The organism is Paraburkholderia strydomiana (assembly GCF_031456815.1).
In the GTDB taxonomy this organism is placed as follows: Bacteria; Pseudomonadota; Gammaproteobacteria; order Burkholderiales; family Burkholderiaceae; genus Paraburkholderia; species Paraburkholderia caledonica.
Genome location: NZ_JAVDVL010000013.1, coordinates 105,193 through 124,665 on the forward strand (window position 1 = coordinate 105,193; position 19,473 = coordinate 124,665).

A 19,473-nucleotide genomic window follows, 5' to 3' on the forward strand; every position below is an offset into this window, starting at 1 on the left:
CATGATCGACATTCTCAATCAGTTCTGGCGTGCGTTCCTCTACTGGGACGGTCAGCGCATATCCGGCCTTGCGGTCACGTTGTGGCTGCTGGTGGCATCCGTCGGTATCGGCTTCTGTCTCGCGATTCCGCTGGCGGTGGCCCGCGTGTCGAAGAAGCGCTGGCTTTCCACGCCGGTGCGTCTTTACACTTACGTGTTTCGCGGCACGCCGCTGTACGTGCAATTGCTGCTGATCTATACCGGCATGTACAGCCTCGAATTCGTGCGCTCGCATCAACTGCTCGATGCGTTCTTTCGCAGCGGTTTTCACTGCGCGATTCTGGCGTTCGCGTTGAATACCTGCGCATACACCACGGAGATTTTTGCCGGCGCGATCCGCTCGACGTCGCATGGTGAAGTGGAAGCGGCACGCGCCTACGGTATGAGCTGGTTCACGATGTATCGCCGCATTGTGATACCGTCCGCGCTGCGCCGCGCTTTACCGTTGTACAGTAACGAAGTGATCCTGATGCTGCATGCCACGACGGTCGCGTTCACGGCCACCGTGCCGGACATCCTGAAAGTCGCGCGCGACGCGAACTCGGCCACTTATCAATCGTTCGACGCGTTCGGTCTGGCCGCGCTGATTTATCTCGTGGTGTCGTTCGCCCTCGTTGCGCTGTTTCGCCGCGCCGAGCGTCACTGGCTCGGTTACCTGGCGGTGCGCACGCATTGAGCGCGCCTTGTTTGCAGCAGGCGGTGCGATCAAAGCGCGCCGTCGACGTTCGATCCGTATCTTCACAGGGAGAGCATCTTGCTCCACACCACGCAAACCGAAGCTTGCAAGCTCGCCGTGCAGGACATCCACAAGCGCTATGGCGACAACGAAGTGCTCAAGGGCGTATCGCTCAATGCGAACAAGGGCGACGTGATCAGCATCATCGGCGCGAGCGGCTCGGGCAAGAGCACCTTCCTGCGCTGCATTAATTTTCTCGAGCGGCCGAACGCCGGGCAGATCGTCGTCGACGGCGAAACGGTCAAGACGAAAGCCGACCGCGCCGGCAATCTGGAAGTGGCCGATCACAAGCAATTGCAGCGCATCCGCACGAAGCTCGCGATGGTGTTCCAGCACTTCAACCTGTGGGCGCACATGAACGTGATCGAGAACATCGTCGAGGCGCCGATTCATGTGCTCGGTTTGCCGCGTCGCGAAGCCGAGGAGCGCGCGCGCGAATATCTCGAGAAAGTGGGCCTCGCGCCGCGTCTGGAAAAACAATATCCGTCGCATCTGTCGGGCGGTCAGCAGCAGCGCGTGGCGATCGCCCGTGCACTGGCAATGAACCCTGACGTCATGCTGTTCGACGAGCCGACTTCCGCGCTCGATCCCGAACTGGTCGGCGAGGTGTTGAAAGTCATGCAGAAGCTCGCCGAAGAAGGGCGCACGATGATCGTCGTCACGCACGAAATGGGCTTTGCGCGCAACGTGTCGAACCATGTGATGTTCCTTCACCAGGGCCGTACGGAAGAAGAAGGTCTGCCCGCCGAGGTGCTGAGTTCGCCGCGCAGCGAGCGGCTCAAGCAGTTCCTCTCCGGCAGCCTCAAGTAACGCTTGCCGTCTTCTATCTGATCGATGGCTCGCACGTCCAGCCCCGCACGCACCATGCAGGTTGCAATCGTGGCATTGCCGCCTGTGTCGATGTCGGGCGTCGGGCCGATTGTCGACGCGCTCAATCTCGCCAATGAGATCGACGGCCGCGCGCTGTACCGCGTGCAGGTGTGCTCGTGGGACGGCCGCGCTGTGCCGCTTGCGGGCGGCGCGCAATGGCCGGCCGACGTGGCCTTCGGCGACGCGGTGGTCTGCGACTGGCTGATCGTGGTCAGCGAACGGTTTCAGCAATTCGCCGACTACCGGCTGTTTCTCGCAAGTTTGTCGCGCGTCGGGCAACGCACGCCGCTTGTCACCGGCATTCATCACGGCGTGTGGTGGCTTGCAATGGCGGGCCAGTTGTCGGGCTATCGCGTCAGTGTGAACTGGGAAACGTATCAGCAGTTCTCCGAGCAGTTCGAGCGCTCCATCGTCACCCAGCAGATTTTCGAAATCGACCGCGATCGCGCCACCTGCGCGGGCGGTCAGGCGACCGTCGACTTCATGCTCGCGATGATCGGCCGCGAGCACGGCCCGGAACTCGCGGATCGCATCGCGGATACGCTTGGCGTCGGCGTGTTGCGCGCGGGCGAAGAGCGTCAGCGCATACCGTTCGTGACGGCGCCCGGCGAGCGTCATCCGCGCCTGAACGATGCGTTGTTGCTGATGGAAGCGAACATTGAAGATCCGCTCACCACCGACGAAATCGCGGGGCTCGTCGGCGTTTCGCGACGCCAGCTTGAGCGCCTGTTTCGCCAGTATCTCGGCTCGATGCCGTCCAAATACTATCTCGGCTTGCGCCTTTCGAAGGCGCGCACTCAATTGCAGCGCACCAGCAAGTCGGTCGTGCAGATCAGTCTCGCTTGCGGGTTTTCGTCGGCGGCGCATTTTTCGAATGCATATCGCGAACGCTTCGGCGTGACGCCGCGCGAGGACCGCCGCAACTGGATCGACAAACAGACCGGCGCAAGCGGCGCCGCGGCCAGCGAGCCGCGCGCGGGTGCGCTGATCGAGCCGCCGGATAGGGGCGACTGAAGGGCAACTGAAGGGCGGCAAGCAGGCGGCAAGTGTCGGCGTCGGTTGGCGATGCAACGGGTCAGCATGCGTGAGGCCCCGCATGCCGCGCGGAAGCTCATAGAAAGCGTCGCGTATGCGCAAGACGTAACGCGTGCGGTTTCCTACACTATCTGTACTACCTCTCACCTGTAACGAGGATTTGCCATGAACGACCTGACTGTGACACGCAAGACCTTCGACGAAGTCATGGTGCCGGTATTCGCACCCGCCGCCTTCGTGCCGGATCGCGGTCTCGGCTCACGCGTCTGGGATACGCAAGGCCGCGACTATATCGACTTCGCCGGCGGTATCGCCGTCACCGCGCTCGGTCATGCGCATCCCGAACTGCTGAAAGTCCTGCACGAGCAGGGTAGCAAGCTCTGGCACATCGGTAACGGCTACACCAACGAGCCGGTGCTGCGTCTCGCGAGGCGTCTCGAAGAACTGACGTTCGCCGACCGCGCATTCTTCGCGAACTCGGGCGCGGAAGCGAACGAAGCCGCGTTGAAGCTCGCGCGCCGCGTCGCATTCGAGCGTCATGGCGCCGACAAGTACGAAATCATCTCGTTCACGCAGTCGTTCCATGGCCGAACGTTTTTCACCGTCAGCGTGGGCGGTCAGCCGAAGTATTCGGAAGGCTTCGGGCCGGTGCCGCAAGGCATCGTTCACCTGCCGTACAACGACATTCAGGCTGCGCAAAAGGCGATCGGCGCGAAGACCTGCGCGGTTATCGTCGAACCGATTCAAGGCGAAGGCGGTGTGATCCCCGCCGATCCGGCGTTCCTCAAAGCGCTGCGCGAAGCCTGCGACCAGCACGGCGCGCTGCTGATTTTTGATGAGGTACAAACAGGTGTCGGCCGCAGCGGCTACTTCTACGCGTATCAGGACACGGGTGTTACGCCCGACATCCTCACCACGGCGAAGGCGCTTGGCAACGGCTTTCCGATCGGCGCGATGCTGACCACGAACGAACTCGCCGCGCACTTCAAGGTTGGCGTGCATGGCACGACTTACGGCGGCAATCCGCTGGGTTCCGCCATCGCGGAAAAAGTGGTGGAACTGGTCAGCGATCCGAAGCTGCTCGAAGGCGTGCGCACCCGCAGTGAAGTGCTGAAGGGCCATCTCGCCAAGCTCAACGAGCGCTTCGGTCTTTTCGACGAGGTGCGCGGCAAGGGCCTGTTGATCGGCGCGCAACTGACCGACGCGTACAAGGGGCGCGCGAAAGACTTCGTCACGGCGGCCGGCCAGCATGGCGTCATCATGCTGATGGCAGGACCGGACGTGCTGCGCTTCGTGCCGTCGCTGATCATGCCGCTGGACGACATGAACGAAGGCTTCGAGCGTCTCGCCAAAGCTATTGCGGACGTGGTCGGCGTGAAGGCCGAAGCTGCGTCCAGGTGAACGGCGGTTCTAACGGTTCCAACGGTTCCAACGGTTCCAGCGCTCCGCATTCGCTCATGCGTCACATTGAACAGGAACGATGATGCTCTTCGTACGCCCCGGCCGCCTCGCCGATCTCGATGCGCTCGAACATATGGCGCGCACCGCGCAACCGGTGCTGCATTCGCTACCGCACGACCGGCGCGCGCTCGAAGCACGCGTCGCGTTGTCAGAAGACTCGTTTCGCGCGGAGGTCGATTTCCCGGGCGAGGAGTTCTATCTGTTCGTGCTCGAAGATTCGGAGAGCGGCAAGCTGATGGGCACGGCGAGCATCGTTGCCGCCGCGGGTTACTCCGATCCGTTCTATGCGTTTCGCAACGACGCGCTGATCCATGCATCGCGTGAACTGCACGTGAACCGCAAGATTCACGCGCTCACCATGTCGCACGAGCTGACCGGCAAGAGCCGGCTCGCGGGCTACTACATCGACCCGTCGCTGCGCGGCGACGCCGCCGCGCATCTCATGTCGCGTGCACGAATGATGTATATCGCGGCCAATCGCAAGCGCTTCACGCCCGAGGTGTTCTCGCTGCTGCTAGGCGTCACCGACGAGAATGGCGTGTCGCCGTTCTGGGAAGCAGTAGGGCGCAAGTTTTTCGGCCGCAATTTCGCCGACATCGAAATCGAGTCCGGCGGGCGTAGTAGAACGTTCATCGCCGAAGTCATGCCGACGTACCCGATCTATGTGCCGTTGCTGCCGGAAGCGGCGCAGCGTGTACTCGGCGAGCCGGATTCGAAGGCTCTGCTCGCTTATGAAATACACCTCGAAGAAGGGTTCGAGACGGATCGCTTCATCGACATCTTCGACGCGGGGCCGGTGCTTACCGCGCAAGTGGACCGCAGTGCCTGCGTGACGCTCAATGAAACACGGGTGGCGCACGAGGCGGCGGCCGGGGCGAACGGCTCGACATATCTGATCGCCCACAACGGCGCGGACGGTCAATTCCGCTGCGTGCTCGGCGAGTTGCCTACGGCGAGGAACGAAGGCGCGCCGCTTGCCCAGCCGGCGCGTGCGGCGCTCGGCGTGCAGGACGGCGATACGGTGCGCTGCGTGCCGTTGCATCGACCGGAAACGAATGAACAATCGGGAGACGCGCAATGATCGTCGTTCGCGTGGTGCAACGAGGCGATGTCGACGCGTTGATGCGGCTCGCGCAGGAAACCGGGCCGGGGCTCACCACTTTCAAGCCGGACCGCGACGCACTTGCGGCGCGAGTCGAACGCGCGCGCCGCACGATGGAAGACAAGGCCGAGCCGCATGAAGCGGGCTACTTCTTCGTGATGGAGGACACCGCAACCGGCGACGTGGCCGGCGTGTGCGGAATCGAAACGGCGGTCGGTTTGCAACAGCCGTTCTACAACTATCGCGTGAGCACCGTAGTACACGCGAGCCAGGACCTGGGCATCTGGACGCGCATGCGCGCGCTGAACATCTCGCACGACCTGACCGGTTATGCCGAAGTGTGTTCGCTGTTTTTGAGCCCGCGATATCGCACGAGCGGTGTGGGCGGCTTGCTGTCGCGCTCGCGCTTCATGTTTCTCGCGCAGTTTCGTGAGCGTTTTCCGCAGCGCCTATGCGCGGAATTGCGCGGGCATTTCGATGCGGAAGGCACGTCGCCGTTCTGGCGCGCGGTCGGCTCGCACTTCTATCAGATCGATTTCAATGCGGCGGACTATCTAAGCTCGCACGGACGCAAAGCGTTCCTTGCCGAACTGATGCCGCGCTATCCGGTGTATGTCGAGTTGTTGCCGCAAGAGGCGCAGGAATGCGTCGGCCTCACGCATAACGACACGATTCCGGCGCGCCGCATGCTCGAAGCGGAAGGGCTGCGCTACGAAAACCATGTCGATATTTTCGATGCCGGTCCGGTGCTCGAATGCCATATCTCCGACTTGCGCACGGTGCGCGAAAGCGTGTTGGTGCCGGTCGAGATTGCCGACGTACCGGAGGGCGCGGCGCAGGACGCACCGCGCTCGATGGTATCGAACACGTCCCTCGGCGATTTTCGCGTTGGCGTGGCGGCGGGCGTGCCGCAAGACGGCGTGTTCCGCATGAATGCGACAGAAGCTGCGGCGCTGGGCGTCCAAGCAGGCGACCCGGTTCGGGTGCTGGCGCTGAAACACAAACAAGGATGATCATGAGCGAGCTTTTCATCGACGGCGAATGGGCCGCCGGCACAGGACCCGCATTCGCGTCGCGCAATCCGGGCACGGGCGCGACGGTGTGGGAAGGCAATAGCGCCTCCGCAGACGACGTGGACCGCGCGGTGCGCAGCGCGCGCCGCGCGTTCGCAGCATGGTCCGCATCGAGCCTCGACGAGCGGTGCGCGGTGGTGCGCCGCTTCGCCGCGCTCGTTACCGAACGCAAAGAGGCGCTCGCCGAAGCGATTGGCCGCGAAACCGGCAAGCCTCTGTGGGAAGCGCGCACCGAAGCGGCTTCGATGGCTGCGAAAGTCGAAATTTCGATTCAGTCATACAACGAGCGCACGGGCGAAAAGCGTTCGGCAATGGCGGACGGCACCGCGGTTTTGCGGCATCGTCCGCACGGCGTGGTGGCGGTGTTCGGGCCGTATAACTTCCCCGGCCACTTGCCGAACGGGCATATCGTGCCGGCGCTGATCGCGGGCAACGCCGTTGTCTTCAAACCGTCGGAACTCGCGCCGGGCGTGGCGGCACTCACCGTGCAGACGTGGCGCGACGCGGGCCTGCCCGCCGGCGTGCTCAATCTCGTGCAGGGTGAGAAGGACACGGGCATTGCGCTCGCGAACCACCGGCAGATCGACGGTCTGTTCTTCACAGGTAGTTCGGACACCGGAACATTGTTGCACAAGCAGTTCGGCGGACGTCCGGAGATCGTGCTGGCGCTGGAAATGGGCGGCAACAATCCGCTCGTGATCGGCCCGGTGGCGGACCTCGACGCCGCCGTGCATCACACCATCCAGTCGGCGTTTTTGTCAGCGGGACAGCGTTGCACCTGCGCGCGCCGCATCTTTGTGCCGAACGACGCGTTCGGTGAGCGCTTCCTGGCGCGACTCGTCGAAGTGACGTCGCGCATCAGCGTCGGCGAATACAACGCCGAACCGCAGCCTTTCATGGGCGCGGTGATTTCGGCGCGCGCGGCTTCGCGGCTCGTCGCCGCACAGGAGCGTTTGCTTGCCGACGGCGCGCGCGCGTTGCTGGAGATGGAGCAACGCGATCCGAAACTCGGTTTCGTCACTCCGGCCATTCTCGACGTGAGCGCTGTAAAGAATCTGCCCGACGAGGAGCATTTCGGACCGCTTGCGCAGATCATCCGTTACGACAGCTTTGACGAAGCGCTCGACAAAGCCAACGACACCGAGTTTGGCCTGTCGGCAGGACTGCTCGCCGACGACGAATCGCTATGGACGCACTTCCAGCGCACCATCCGCGCGGGTATCGTCAACTGGAACCGGCCGACTAATGGAGCATCGTCGGGTGCGCCGTTCGGCGGACCGGGCCGTTCGGGCAATCACCGGCCAAGCGCCTATTACGCGGCCGACTACTGCGCGTACCCGATGGCTTCCGTCGAAAGCGCGCAACTGCAAATGCCCGCGAGCGTCTCGCCGGGCCTCCAATTCTAAGGATCGACGATGCAAGCCACTGAAGCCAATTTCGACGGTCTGGTCGGCCCGACGCACAACTACGCGGGGCTGTCGTTCGGCAACGTCGCGTCGCAGAACAACGAGAAGTCGGTTGCAAATCCGAAGGCGGCCGCGAAGCAGGGCCTGCGCAAGATGAAGCAGTTGGCCGATCTCGGCTTTCATCAGGGCGTGTTGCCGCCGCAGGAACGCCCGTCGATGCGTCTGTTGCGCGAGCTGGGATTTTCCGGCGACGACGCGACGGTGATCGCGCGCGTGGCGAAAAACGCGCCTGAGTTGCTGGCCGCGGCAAGTTCGGCGTCGGCGATGTGGACCGCGAATGCCGCGACGGTGAGTCCGTCCGCCGACACGCACGACGGCCGCGTGCATTTCACGCCGGCCAACTTGTGCAGCAAGCTGCATCGCGCGATCGAGCACGAATCGACGCGCCGCACGTTGCGCGCCATTTTTAGCGACGCCGATCGCTTCGCGGTGCACGAAGCGCTGCCCGGCACGCCTGCGCTCGGCGACGAAGGCGCGGCGAATCACACGCGCTTCTGTTCCGAATATGGCACCCGTGGTGTCGAATTCTTCGTGTATGGCCGCAGCGAGTACCGTCGTGGGCCGGAGCCGAAGCGCTTCCCCGCGCGTCAAACGTTCGAGGCGAGCCGCGCGGTTGCGCACCGTCACGGCTTGCTGGACGAGGCCACGGTGTATGCACAGCAGAACCCGGAGGTGATCGACGCGGGCGTGTTTCATAACGACGTGATCGCGGTCGGCAATCGCAATACGTTGTTCTGTCATGAGCTTGCGTTCGTCGAGCAGAACGCGGTGTATGACGAATTGCGCGCGAAGCTCGCGGGTCTGAAGGCTCAGTTCAATGTGATCGAAGTGCCCGACGCGCAAGTGAGCGTGGCAGACGCGGTCTCGTCGTATCTGTTCAACAGCCAGTTGCTGACGCGGCCCGACGGCAAGCAGGTTCTGGTGGTGCCGCAGGAGTGCCGCGAGAACCCGCGGGTGGCTGCTTACCTGGACGATCTGACATCGCATACGGGTCCTATCGACGACGTGCTCGTGTTCGACCTGCGCGAAAGCATGAAAAACGGTGGCGGTCCTGCCTGCCTGCGCCTGCGTGTCGTGCTGAGCGACGCAGAGCGCGCGGCGGTCACACAAGGCGTGTGGATCGACGACACGTTGTTCGGCCGGCTCGATTCGTGGATCGAAAAGCATTATCGCGACCGTCTCGCCCCGGCCGATCTGACCGATCCGCAACTGCTCGTCGAATCGCGCAGCGCGCTCGACGAACTGACCCAGATTCTCGGACTCGGGTCGCTTTATGACTTCCAGCGCTGAGCGCCACGCGCAGCACGCGATGCTGGACGATTTCCTCGCGTACACGCTCGCGGGCACGCGGCCTTCCGCGAACGAAACACACGGCACGTGTGGCGGCGGCGTGCGCTGGTCGTGGCTCGACGACGGCGTTCTGTTGATGGAGCCTGCGGCAATTACGGCGGACACGCGCAGCGTGCTGGCGTCGGCGGGCGTGCATGGCGACGAGACCGCGCCCATCGAACTGCTGTCTCACCTCGTGCGCGACATAGCGCGCGGCGAGGCCGCGCTGACGTGCCGCCTGCTCGTGATTCTCGGCAATGTCGATGCAATGCGCGACGCATGCCGTTATCGCGACGACGATCTCAACCGCCTCTTCAGCGGCCGGCATCTGCAGTTGCCGCACAGCTACGAAGCGCCGCGCGCGGCCGCGCTCGAACAGGCGGCCACGCAGTTCTTCGCCACCGCATCGCGGCAGCCTGGAGCACGGTGGCACATCGACATGCACACGGCAATCCGCGCGTCCGCGTTCGAGCGCTTCGCGTTGCTGCCGCATACCGGCAGGCCGTTTTCGCGTGCGATGTTCGAGTGGCTTGCAGAGGCGCGCATCAGTGCCGTGCTTTTGCACACCACGAAGGGCAATACGTATTCGCATTTCACCGCGCAGGCGTGCGAAGCCGAAGCATGCACACTCGAACTGGGCAAAGTGCGCCCGTTCGGCCAGAACGACCTGACGCGCTTTGCCGGCGCGGACGAGGCCTTGCGTCATCTGCTCGCGGGCACGAGTGGCCGCGAGCAGGCGGAACTGCCTCGCGCCTTCACGGTGATCGACCAGATCACAAAGCCGAGCGAAGCGTTCGAATTGCTGGTCGCGCCCGACGTCGCCAACTTCACGCCGTTCGGCAAGGGCACGTTGCTCGCGCGTGATGGCGACTATCGGTACGTCGTGCAACACGACGAGGAGCGGCTCGTGTTTCCGAACGCGACGGTCAAGCCCGGCTTGCGTGCCGGGTTGATGGTGATAGAGACCACGCACGACACGTTGGCCAAGCTCGTCTAACGGCGCGATCCGCATGAACGGCGGCTGCATCGGTGCAGATGTTTTTGCGTGCACGCGACATCAAGTTGCAGGTTTGAATGTGCACCTGACTTTGCGTTCCGCCTGGAGGTTTGGCTCGGTTGTCCGCGGGCGCGGCGCGCGCGCCTGTACAATCCCCGCCTCGCGGCTGCTGCGCTGCACCACATCGGCCGCACGAGTTTGAATCGCATTTTTGGCGCGGCAATCATGCCTGTCCAGATTCGGCTCCGTCTTGTTCAATACCGTAGAGGAACACCCGCAATGAAGATGAATTGGCGAAACACGGCCGCGCTCGCGCTGTTCGCGACCGCAACGGCGACAGTAACGGCAGGCTCCGCAGTGGCGGCGGACATCAAGGAAGTGCGCTTCGGTGTAGAGGCGTCGTATGCGCCGTTCGAATCGAAGTCGCCTTCGGGCGAGTTACAGGGTTTCGACATCGACGTGGGCAATGCTGTCTGCGCGAAGCTGAAGGCCAAATGCGTGTGGGTCGAGAATTCGTTTGATGGTCTGATCCCCGCGTTACAGGCGCGCAAATTCAACGCGATCAACTCGGACATGACGATCACGGACCAGCGCCGTCAGGCAGTGGATTTCACGGACCCGATCTACACGATCCCGAATCAGATGATCGCGAAGAAGGGCAGTGGCCTGCTGCCGACGCCTGCATCGTTGAAGGGTAAGCATGTCGGCGTGCTCCAGGGCACGATCCAGGAAACCTACGCGAAGGCGCGCTGGGCGCCGGCGGGTGTCGACGTCGTGCCGTATCAGACGCAAGACCAGATTTATGCGGATCTCGCGTCCGGTCGGCTCGACGCATCGTTCCAGGATGCTGAGGCGGCGTCGAAGGGCTTCCTGAAGAAGCCGCAAGGCGCGGGCTTCGAATTCGCCGGTCCCGCTGTCAGCGACGAGAAGCTGCTCGGCGCGGGCGTCGGCTTCGGCATCCGCAAGGGCGATGCAGCGCTGAAGGACGCCTTGAACCAGGCGCTGAAGGAACTGAAGGCAGACGGCACGATCGACCGTTTCGCGGCGAAGTACTTCGACGTGAAAGTGGTGCTGAAGTAACGCGTCGCCGCGCTACACCTGAGAGGAACGGCCGCTAGTTGCGGCCGTTTTTTATTTCGGGTTAGAAAACCGGTTCTCTGCTCTTACGAAATTTTTGCGGATATTGTTTTCTCGACATGCCCGTGCAAGACTGCCTGCGCTAGAATCGCCAGGCGTGCTGCCGTCGCAAACGATAAATCAGTCGCAATCTGTACGGTGCGACGCCAGGACAGCGACAAGACGGGCATAAGCGGCAGCAAAAATAAGCAGCAAAAATAAGCAGCAACATAAGCAGCAACATAAGCAGCAACATAAGCAGCAACATAAGCAGCAACATAAGCAGCAGCAATAAGACAGCCAAAACAGCAACAAGCGCCGGGGCGGCGCGTCGCGGGGGACCAGAATGAGCACCATTGCAGTCGAAAATCCGGGCCATGCGGGCGCCACGGACGATGAGCAGTTGAACGCCAGCTTCGCACGGCAACCCATCCTCAATCGGGACGGCATGCTGTGCGGTTACGAGCTCAAGATACGCGCGCCGGAATTGCCGCCGGAACCGCTGCCCGACCTCGATCACGACCTCGACGCTGAAAGCAACGCGGACAACGCAGGCGCCAGGGCAGGCCGCGCGCCCACGCCGGCGCAACGCGTAGCGCGAGCGATCATCCGCGGCCTCACGCAAAGCAACGTGCGCGGCGCACTGACCGGGCATCCGGCGTACATCGACATGAGCCGGGACATGCTGTTCGACGACGCAATCGAGCGGTTGCCCGCCGAGCGCTTCCTGTTCGAGCTGCCGCCCAATATGGAAGTCGACGACGAACTGGTTGCGCGCATCGTGCTCCTGCATGGGCGTCGCTACCGATTCGTGCTCGACGAAGTGACGCAGCCCAACGAGACTTTCGCGAAACTGCTGCCCTATGCGGAAGCCATCAAGATCGACATCACGCGTGCACCCGCCGCGCTATTGCCGAAGCTGACGAGCGTGCTCAAGTCGGCGGGCAAGCTGCTGATCGCATCGGGGCTCGACGCGCAAGCCGACTTCGAAACGGCGCACGGCCTCGGCTTCGACCGCTTCCAGGGGTATTTCTTCGCACGCCCGCAAACTGCACTGACCCGGCGCGTTAGTGCGCCACGCCACGCGCTGCTGAATCTGCTGCAACTGCTCGCGGGCGACCCGACGGTCGCGCAACTCGAAGCGGAGCTCAAGCTCAATCCCGTGCTGGTGATGCATCTGATGAAGCTCGCGAATTCCAGCGGGCTCGCAGTCGGTCATAAGGTGACCACGCTGCGCGAGGCGATCAACGCAACCGGCACCGACCGGATCGCACGCTGGACGCAGTTGCTGCTCTATGCCGACGGCCGCAAGGTCGCGCTCGAAGACGATCCCCTGCTGCAACTCGCGGCGACCCGCGCGCGTTTCATGGAACTGGCGATCGAACGCTTGCCCGAAGCCGGTCGAGACGAAGCCGACGCGGCGTTTCTGACGGGTGTGTTTTCATTCGTCGACGCGGTGTTCGGCGGCTCGCTGGAAAGCACGTTGAATGTGCTCACGCTGTCGCGTCCGATCCAGGCGGCGATTCTGCAACGAGAGGGCGCGCTCGGTTTGTTGCTCGACACTGTCGAGGCGCTGGAAAACGGCTCGTGGGAAGACCTTGCCGCACTCTGCACACATCTTGCGCCGTTGACGGTGGAAGAGGTCGCTCAAATGGGACTCGCCGCCGGCGCATGGGCGGGCGTTGCGGACCGCAGCGCGGAAGGTCTGGAAAGAATCGAGGATTGAAGCTCAGAAATTCGAGCGATGCCGGCATGCAGCGCAAGCCGGCATCGCGAATCTGACTTGCAAAATCAGGCGTCGGGCAAATGCAGAAGCAGGAGACTCACGTACCGTGATCAACGATCACGCCACGTCTTTACATCGTCTCCATTTCCCGCATCTGCCCCAGGCCGAAAAAACGGCCTAACTCCTTGGCCAGTTCGTTCAGCACGCTCATCTCTTTCTGCGAGATGCGCCGTGGCTCCTGAGTGTGAGACCAGTCGCCGTAAAGTAGCGCGACCGTCTGATCGGTCTCATCCACCACCGGTAACAGCACGAAGGCGCGGGCGTCGTCGAAAGAGCGGCGGAACCATTCCGGCAGACGCGCGACCATTTTCGGATCGCGCGCATTTTCGATGAAGATGCCCACCGAATTCGCTATGGCGAGGTGGAACACGTCGGGCTCGAAGGCCGAACCGAACGTGAGCTTGGGCAGCGCCGCATCGATTTTCGGGCCCAGACCCAGGCGCGCGCGGAAGGTGCCGTTGCTGTGCTTGACGAACACCACCGTGCGCGCAAAGCCAAGCGCCGCGAGCACCGTTTCCGACGCCATGCCGAGGGCCGGCGCGAGCGAACTGGTGTCGGGGAGGGCGCGCAGATCTTCGACACCTGCTGCAATGCGCGCTTCCGGATTCAGCGCCTCGCGCGCCATCGCGTCAGCATTCGCGCGCAGCTCGACGATTTCGCGCATCACGCCGTCGCCGCCTTCCTCGCGGGCAAGCGCAACGCTCATTTCGAGCAGCACTTCGGGATCGGTGTTGAGCGCGTGGCTATATTCCTGGGCGAGTTCGGCGATGCGTTCCTCGCGCTCGAAGTCGGGCACGTTCTGCTGCGTGAGGACGTCGGCGACCGCCGTCGAATAATTGGTGATCGCGCGCAGCCACTGCACCTGGCGCGGTTGCTCCGTGTCCTGCGGATCGAACTCGCCCATGCCCGAGCGGATCATGTCGGGCAGGCGCCAGCGCACTGCGGCTTCGGCGCCAATTTCGTCGAACGTCACGCCGAGCACCAGCACACAAGCGTCCGCTTCCTGCGTGCCGCTGTCGATGTGGCGGCGAATCTGATCCCATTCCGCGTCGAGATAGAAGACCACCAGCAGCTTGCCGATTTGCCGCATCAGCGTGCAGACCACGGCTTCCTCGCCGGCACGCAGATCGCCGCGCTCGGTCAGCTTGCGCGCGACGCAGCCCGAGAGCAGCGTGCGGTTCAGTTCGAGCTTCGCGTCGATGCGGCGCGGCGCACTGTGATGAAAGTGATCGACGATCTTCAGGCCAACCACGAGATGGCCGACCGCGTCCATGCCGAGCACCATCAGCGCGCGCGACACGGTGGTGATATTGCCGCCGAAGGCCATATACATGGCCGAGTTCGCGAGCCGCAACACCTTTTGCGTGAGCGCGAAGTCCGAGAGCACGACCTGCACGAGGCCGGTGAAGTCGAGGTCGTCGTTGTTCATCGCCGCCATGGTGGTGCGCAACGACTGCGACAGCATGGGGAAATCGCCGCGCTCGCTCATTCGCGTCCACAGCCGGTCGAGCACAGCCGCCTTTACCATGTGAGTCCCGCAAAAGCCATACATGTTCCAATGAATGCCACGCCGGCCTGAAGCCGGCTTGTGCCGCTGCGTAAGCGCTTCACCTGCACTGCTAGGCGCTGTGCAGGTGAAGCGAGCGCGCTTCGAAACGCTGCGCCAGTTCGTCGGAAGGCAACGCCTGGCAGACGAGCCAGCCCTGTATGTGGTCGCATCCCATTTCGGTCAGCAGGGCGCGCTGCGCTTCGGTTTCGACGCCCTCCGCGACCAGTTCCAGGTCGAGTGTCTGGGCGAGGCCGACCACCGCGCTGACAATCGCCTGGTCGTTTCGGGAGGTTAGCAGATTCTCGACAAAACTCCTGTCGATCTTGAGCTTTGCAAGGGGAAACCGTTGCAGGTAAGCCAGGCTTGAGTAGCCAGTGCCGAAATCGTCGACGGCAAAGCGGATACCCATGGCGGTCAAATCCTCCAGCAACACCTTTGCATGTGCGGGGTCGTGCATCAGCAGACTTTCGGTAATCTCGAACACGAGGCGCCGCGGGTCGATGCCGGTCAGATTGATCGCTTCGCGCACGGCGTCCTTGAAACGCGGATCGCGGAACTGCTGCGGCGACACGTTCACGGCGACGTATTGAAGCGAAATACCCTTGGCGTCCCACTGGATCAACTGCATGCACGCGATTTTCAGCACCCAGTTGCCGAGGAAGTTGATCAGGCCGATCGACTCCGCGAGGGGGATGAACATCGACGGCGGCACGAGACCGTGCACCGGATGCAGCCAGCGGATCAGCGCCTCGACCCCGACCACGCCGTGCGTGCGGCTGCTCGTGATCGGCTGGAAATGCAGCGAGAACTCGCCGTTGCGCACGCCGTCGTAGAGATCCGCCTCCAGCTTCAGGCGCTCCGCGTCGGCGGGATTGTCATCGGGCACGTAGAACGCGAGCGTATTGCCGCCGGCCGCCTTGGCCTGCAACAACGCGTGGTCGGCCCAGCGCAGCAGATGCGTGTCATGCGCGGCGGTGTCGTTGGCGTGGCGCACATCCGGATACAGCGCGATGCCGATGCTCGCCGAAAGATGCACCTGCTGGCCGCTGAATACATAGGGCTGCTGGATCGCGGTCAAGAGGCGCCGGGCCAGCGTTTCGGCGGCGGCGGCCGCGTCGGTGCGGTTCGCAGCGGGCTTCACGAGGATCGCGAACTCGTCGCTCGCCACGCGCGCCACGGTTTCGCTCGGACTCGTCATGTTCATCAGACGCCGCGCAGTGTCGCGCAGCATCTCGTCGCCGGCATCGTAGCCGAGCGCGCGGTTCACGCGCTGATAATCGTCGATGTCGAGCAGCAGCAGCGCGGCCGGGGTACCGTGCGCGTCGGCTTGCCGTTGCGCCTCGAGCACCGCGGGAATCAGCGCGGACTGATTGGCGAGGTTGGTCAGGCGGTCCAGATGCAGTGCCTGGATGAGGCGCTCCTCGCTCGCACGCCAAGCGGACACGTCGAAGCCGGCAATCGCATAGCCGCTGATGCCATTGTGGCTGCTGCGCACCACGCGCAATTCCACGGTGATCGGGTAGGTGAGCGACTTGATGAGCCCGAGCGTGGCTTTTTCCACGTTGCCCGAAGCCGCCGCGCGGGCAAGCAGCGCGTCGAGGCGCGGCACATCGGCCTGGGCCACCAGTTCATGCAGCGTGATCGTCTCGAGATATTCGCGGTGATAGCCGATAAAGCGCAGGCTCGCGTCGGACACATAGATAAAGCGCAGTTCGGTGTCCACGTGCGCGAGCAGATCGACGGCGCCCACCACCTGTTCCAGTTGCGGCGGCTGAGGCGGGGCTGCTTGCGGCGTGTCGTCCACGCGACGGCCAAGCGCAAGAAGCCGGTCGACGACCGTGCGCAAGGAGCCCCGGCGGGGCGCGGTGATCCTGTTCGCTTCCATGTTTGTCGCTGGCAACCTGTGTTCGTCTGCAGGCGGAGCGGCTTGCTTTTCGCCTGGTGAAGGCGGTCAAAAGGTATCAGGCCGCCCCATCAGAACAAGATAACGGCCCGTGCCCTGAAATCTTTAGCCGGCGACCGGGAAAAACTTTTCGTAAGGCACGGCGGGCCGCCATGGCCGGGCGTTCCGGCGATTGGGTTAAAGTGCGGCGACCCGGCGTCCGTTAATACGGCAAACCCCTTGTGCGGTGGCGGTGCGCCGCTGCCGCGCCACACTCCGACAAGCTGCACCGATGATCCATGTCTGAACTTCATTTGGTCCGTGCCACTGCCCGGCGCATCGAGGCGCGTGACTCGTCCAGCGAGGATGCCGAGCGGGCGTCCGCGCCCCAGTTCGTCTATCTTGGCCGCCAGCCGATCCTCGATCGACAGGGCGCGCTCAACGCCTATGAACTGCTGTTCCGGGCCGGCGCCCACAACTATGCGGAAATTACCGACGACGCTCAGGCGACGGCGCAGGTCGTGGCACGCGCCCTCGGCGGAATCGGTGTGCCCGCGGTACTCGGGCGGCATCGCGGCTTCGTGAATATTGATCGGGCGATGCTCTTCGACGACATTGTTCACGTCATGCCGCCCGAACGCTTCGTGCTCGAGATCCTCGAAACAGTGAAGTTCGACGCGCAACTCGCGCGCCGGCTGAACGAACTGAGGCGCAGCGGTTTCCAGGTCGCGCTCGACGACGTCAGCGAACTGTCCGGCGAACTGCTCGCCATGCTGCCGCATGCGGACATCGTCAAGATCGATTTTTTGCAGACGAAGCGAGCGGATCTGCCTGAACTCGCCGCCGCCATGCGAGGCTACGGCAAGACGCTGTTAGCCGAAAAAGTCGAGACACGCGAGGACTTCGCGCTCGCCCGCGATCTCGGCTTCGATCTGTTTCAGGGCTACTTCTTTGCGCGGCCCCAGGTGCTGGCCGCGCCGCGCAACCGGTCTCCGCGTCCGAGCCTTTTGCGACTGCTCGCGCTACTGTCGCGCGATGCGGGTATCGTCGAGCTCGAAGCCGAACTGAAGCTGAACCCGAGCGTGGTCGTCCAGTTGCTGCGGCTCGTCAATTCGAGTGCATTCGGTCTTGGGCGCAATATCGCGTCGTTGCGCGAGGCGATCATCGCGACGGGGACGCGCCAGATCGCGCGCTGGGCGCAACTGCTGCTTTATGCCGACAGCGGCGATCTGCCGTGGCGCGCCGATCCGCTCGTGCAACTGGCCGGTACCCGTTCGCGCTTCATGGAACTGGCGGCAGGCTGGATGCGTCCCGCCGACGACGAATTCGCCGATGCCGCGTTCATGACCGGGATTTTTTCGCTCGTACATGTGCTGCTCGGCAGCACGCCGAAGGCGGTGCTGGAAAAGCTCGGCCTTGCGCCGCAAATCCGCGAGGCAATCGTCACGCATCACGGAGCGCTCGGCACGCTGTTGCGCATCGCGGAGCTGGCGGGCAAAGGCGGCGACGCGGCGTCGATCGCGCTCGGACCCGATGCGCCGCCGGAATTCGCCGCGCTTACGCCCGAGGTACTCGCCGAGCTCAACCTCTCCGCGGCCGCGTGGTTTGGCGCGCACGTGGAAGAAGCGGCCGCCTGATCCGCGCCGTTGTTTGCATCCTGCAAGGGGCGGCGCACGTATTCTGCGTGTACGTGGTCCAATAGAGCGCAGGGCCGGTCGGACATGTCCGGCTTTGCCGCTTAGGTCTGTTCCGGGCTGCCGCCTGGAAGGCGCCCGGATCGTGCCGGGCCGACCGTGGTCACGCCGGACGGCGAGGCCGTAGACTCGTCGCCGGAATCGTGTGCATCAACGCTCAAAGGATCAGCAGATGACAAGAAAATTCATACCGGCGGCGCTGGCCGCTGCCGTGTCGGTGGCCTTCGCCGCGTATTCGTTGGCGGCGAACGCGACACTCAAGCCGGGCGATGCGGCACCGCAGTTCACCACGCAGGCGTCGCTGGGCGGCAAGACGTACACCTATTCGCTTGCCGACGAGCTGAAGAAGGGACCGGTGGTGCTGTACTTCTACCCGGCCGCTTTCACGAAGGGCTGCACGATCGAGGCTCATGAATTCGCCGAGGCCGTCGACGAATACAAGAAATATGGCGCGACGGTGATTGGCGTGTCGCACGACAACATCGACACGTTGACGAAATTCTCGGTGAGCGAGTGCCGCAGCAAATTCCCGGTTGCCGCGGACGCGGAGTCGAAAGTGATTGGCGCATACGACGCGGGCTTGCCGATGCATAGTTCGATGGCCAATCGCGTCTCATATGTGATCGCGCCTGACGGCAAGATCATCTACGAATACACGAGCTTGTCGCCGGAAAAGCACGTCGAGAATACGCTTAAGGCCGTGAAGGACTGGGCCGCGACGCACAAGCAGCCTTAAGGCTCATCGTCGGGAACTCGCCATGCCGATTATTGTTGCGCTACTGGCGCTGATTGCGCTGGTCTATGGCGCGGTGCGCGCATTCTATGGATTGCAGTCGGCCTTCGGCACGACGGTCGCCGTCGGTGCGGCGGTGCTGGCCGCGGTGCTGCTGATTGCCGCCGTCGCGTACTGGTTGCGCCGCCGCAAGGAAGTTGCACCGAATATTCGCGACGGCGACTGGACGCACCGGCTCGACGGCACCTGGGGCTCGGTGCGGCTCGCGTCGGGCAAGCGTCTGTGTGAGATTTATCTCGGCTCGGAGCAGGGCGCGTATATCTTTGCCGATCTGCTCGGAGCCGACATCGAGCGCGACGGCGCGCAATGGCAGGTTGCGCTGAAAGTGAAGGATGCCGCGCATGGCGTGTGGCACTTGCCGATGCAAAGCGAAGGGCAAGCGAAGCAATGGCGGCGCATTTTTCTGCTTGCTATCGACCAGAAACTTTGAGGCCGTTTTGGGCGGTGGAGAGGCGATGAAGCAGCGATGAAGCGGCGGCACTGCCGCTTCAACCGCTGTGCCCCCGCGCATGCGCGACGCTGTGGCCACACAACGCCACAACTGC

Annotated in this window: 16 protein-coding genes; 14 read left to right on the forward strand and 2 right to left on the reverse strand. The window is 63.4% G+C overall.

From position 1 onward, the window contains the following. The first annotated feature begins 1 nt into the window (after position 1). The 11 genes from J2W46_RS27925 (at position 2) to J2W46_RS27975 (ending at position 12,950) form a co-directional block, all read left to right on the forward strand. Positions 2–715 carry an ABC transporter permease gene (locus J2W46_RS27925; RefSeq protein ID WP_020071452.1) on the forward strand — a complete coding sequence of 238 codons (714 nt, stop codon included), beginning with the start codon at positions 2–4 and terminating at the stop codon, positions 713–715. Between the two features lie 78 nt (positions 716–793). Further along, entirely contained in the window at positions 794–1,585 is a 792-nt protein-coding gene (locus tag J2W46_RS27930) for an ABC transporter ATP-binding protein (RefSeq protein ID WP_131321428.1), read from the forward strand. 24 nt (positions 1,586–1,609) lie between these two features. After that, complete coding sequence (locus tag J2W46_RS27935; RefSeq protein ID WP_027805165.1) at positions 1,610–2,659, forward strand: GlxA family transcriptional regulator; 1,050 nt, start codon at positions 1,610–1,612, stop codon at positions 2,657–2,659. Positions 2,660–2,845: 186 nt separating this feature from the next. After that, positions 2,846–4,081 carry an aspartate aminotransferase family protein gene (locus tag J2W46_RS27940; RefSeq protein WP_027777327.1) on the forward strand — a complete coding sequence of 412 codons (1,236 nt, stop codon included), beginning with the start codon at positions 2,846–2,848 and terminating at the stop codon, positions 4,079–4,081. A gap of 82 nt (positions 4,082–4,163) precedes the next feature. After that, on the forward strand, positions 4,164–5,222 hold the full coding sequence (gene aruF, locus J2W46_RS27945; RefSeq protein ID WP_020071456.1) for an arginine/ornithine succinyltransferase subunit alpha: 1,059 nt from the start codon (positions 4,164–4,166) through the stop codon (positions 5,220–5,222). Further along, complete coding sequence (gene astA / locus J2W46_RS27950; protein ID WP_310358074.1) at positions 5,219–6,256, forward strand: arginine N-succinyltransferase; 1,038 nt, start codon at positions 5,219–5,221, stop codon at positions 6,254–6,256. Before aruF ends, astA begins: the two co-directional genes overlap by 4 nt. Before the next feature lie 2 nt (positions 6,257–6,258). Beyond that, positions 6,259–7,722, forward strand: coding sequence for a succinylglutamate-semialdehyde dehydrogenase (astD, locus tag J2W46_RS27955; protein ID WP_310358076.1), 1,464 nt, complete (start codon positions 6,259–6,261; stop codon positions 7,720–7,722). A 9-nt stretch (positions 7,723–7,731) separates the two neighbouring features. After that, positions 7,732–9,072: an N-succinylarginine dihydrolase gene (gene astB, locus J2W46_RS27960; protein WP_020071459.1), complete on the forward strand. Its 1,341-nt coding sequence runs from the start codon at positions 7,732–7,734 to the stop codon at positions 9,070–9,072. Then, positions 9,056–10,108: a succinylglutamate desuccinylase gene (gene astE / locus J2W46_RS27965; protein ID WP_310358077.1), complete on the forward strand. Its 1,053-nt coding sequence runs from the start codon at positions 9,056–9,058 to the stop codon at positions 10,106–10,108. Before astB ends, astE begins: the two co-directional genes overlap by 17 nt. 279 nt (positions 10,109–10,387) lie before the next feature. Next, positions 10,388–11,188 carry an ABC transporter substrate-binding protein gene (locus tag J2W46_RS27970; RefSeq protein ID WP_088175212.1) on the forward strand — a complete coding sequence of 267 codons (801 nt, stop codon included), beginning with the start codon at positions 10,388–10,390 and terminating at the stop codon, positions 11,186–11,188. Positions 11,189–11,570: 382 nt separating this feature from the next. Further along, positions 11,571–12,950, forward strand: a complete 1,380-nt coding sequence (locus tag J2W46_RS27975; protein ID WP_310358080.1) for an EAL and HDOD domain-containing protein — start codon at positions 11,571–11,573, stop codon at positions 12,948–12,950. A gap of 130 nt (positions 12,951–13,080) precedes the next feature. On the opposite strand, the gene J2W46_RS27980 is transcribed toward J2W46_RS27975, so the two are convergent. Continuing rightward, positions 13,081–14,538: an HDOD domain-containing protein gene (locus tag J2W46_RS27980; RefSeq protein ID WP_020071463.1), complete on the reverse strand. Its 1,458-nt coding sequence runs from the start codon at positions 14,536–14,538 to the stop codon at positions 13,081–13,083. A 91-nt stretch (positions 14,539–14,629) separates the two neighbouring features. Next, positions 14,630–16,444, reverse strand: coding sequence for a putative bifunctional diguanylate cyclase/phosphodiesterase (locus J2W46_RS27985; protein ID WP_310358082.1), 1,815 nt, complete (start codon positions 16,442–16,444; stop codon positions 14,630–14,632). Between the two features lie 296 nt (positions 16,445–16,740). Here J2W46_RS27985 and J2W46_RS27990 point away from each other — a divergent pair, with 296 nt between their 5' ends. The 3 genes from J2W46_RS27990 (at position 16,741) to J2W46_RS28000 (ending at position 19,358) form a co-directional block, all read left to right on the forward strand. Continuing rightward, on the forward strand, positions 16,741–18,078 hold the full coding sequence (locus J2W46_RS27990; RefSeq protein ID WP_087750336.1) for an EAL and HDOD domain-containing protein: 1,338 nt from the start codon (positions 16,741–16,743) through the stop codon (positions 18,076–18,078). Positions 18,079–18,307: 229 nt separating this feature from the next. Next, positions 18,308–18,871, forward strand: a complete 564-nt coding sequence (locus J2W46_RS27995) for a peroxiredoxin (RefSeq protein ID WP_087750335.1) — start codon at positions 18,308–18,310, stop codon at positions 18,869–18,871. A gap of 22 nt (positions 18,872–18,893) precedes the next feature. Continuing rightward, a complete protein-coding gene (locus J2W46_RS28000; RefSeq protein WP_310358085.1) occupies positions 18,894–19,358 on the forward strand; it encodes a hypothetical protein in 465 nt (154 codons plus the stop codon). Positions 19,359–19,473: the final 115 nt, after the last annotated feature.

Excerpts from the sequence above, each read along its gene's own strand:
- J2W46_RS27925 (WP_020071452.1), top strand. The coding sequence starts at position 2 with ATGATCGACATTCTCAATCAGTTCTGGCGTGCGTTCCTCTACTGGGAC.
- J2W46_RS27935 (WP_027805165.1), top strand. The coding sequence starts at position 1,610 with ATGGCTCGCACGTCCAGCCCCGCACGCACCATGCAGGTTGCAATCGTG.
- J2W46_RS27940 (WP_027777327.1), top strand. The coding sequence starts at position 2,846 with ATGAACGACCTGACTGTGACACGCAAGACCTTCGACGAAGTCATGGTG.
- aruF (WP_020071456.1), top strand. The coding sequence starts at position 4,164 with ATGCTCTTCGTACGCCCCGGCCGCCTCGCCGATCTCGATGCGCTCGAA.
- astA (WP_310358074.1), top strand. The coding sequence starts at position 5,219 with ATGATCGTCGTTCGCGTGGTGCAACGAGGCGATGTCGACGCGTTGATG.
- astD (WP_310358076.1), top strand. The coding sequence starts at position 6,259 with ATGAGCGAGCTTTTCATCGACGGCGAATGGGCCGCCGGCACAGGACCC.
- astB (WP_020071459.1), top strand. The coding sequence starts at position 7,732 with ATGCAAGCCACTGAAGCCAATTTCGACGGTCTGGTCGGCCCGACGCAC.
- astE (WP_310358077.1), top strand. The coding sequence starts at position 9,056 with ATGACTTCCAGCGCTGAGCGCCACGCGCAGCACGCGATGCTGGACGAT.
- J2W46_RS27970 (WP_088175212.1), top strand. The coding sequence starts at position 10,388 with ATGAAGATGAATTGGCGAAACACGGCCGCGCTCGCGCTGTTCGCGACC.
- J2W46_RS27975 (WP_310358080.1), top strand. The coding sequence starts at position 11,571 with ATGAGCACCATTGCAGTCGAAAATCCGGGCCATGCGGGCGCCACGGAC.
- J2W46_RS27980 (WP_020071463.1), bottom strand. The coding sequence starts at position 14,538 with ATGGTAAAGGCGGCTGTGCTCGACCGGCTGTGGACGCGAATGAGCGAG.
- J2W46_RS27985 (WP_310358082.1), bottom strand. The coding sequence starts at position 16,444 with ATGGAAGCGAACAGGATCACCGCGCCCCGCCGGGGCTCCTTGCGCACG.
- J2W46_RS27990 (WP_087750336.1), top strand. The coding sequence starts at position 16,741 with ATGTCTGAACTTCATTTGGTCCGTGCCACTGCCCGGCGCATCGAGGCG.
- J2W46_RS27995 (WP_087750335.1), top strand. The coding sequence starts at position 18,308 with ATGACAAGAAAATTCATACCGGCGGCGCTGGCCGCTGCCGTGTCGGTG.
- J2W46_RS28000 (WP_310358085.1), top strand. The coding sequence starts at position 18,894 with ATGCCGATTATTGTTGCGCTACTGGCGCTGATTGCGCTGGTCTATGGC.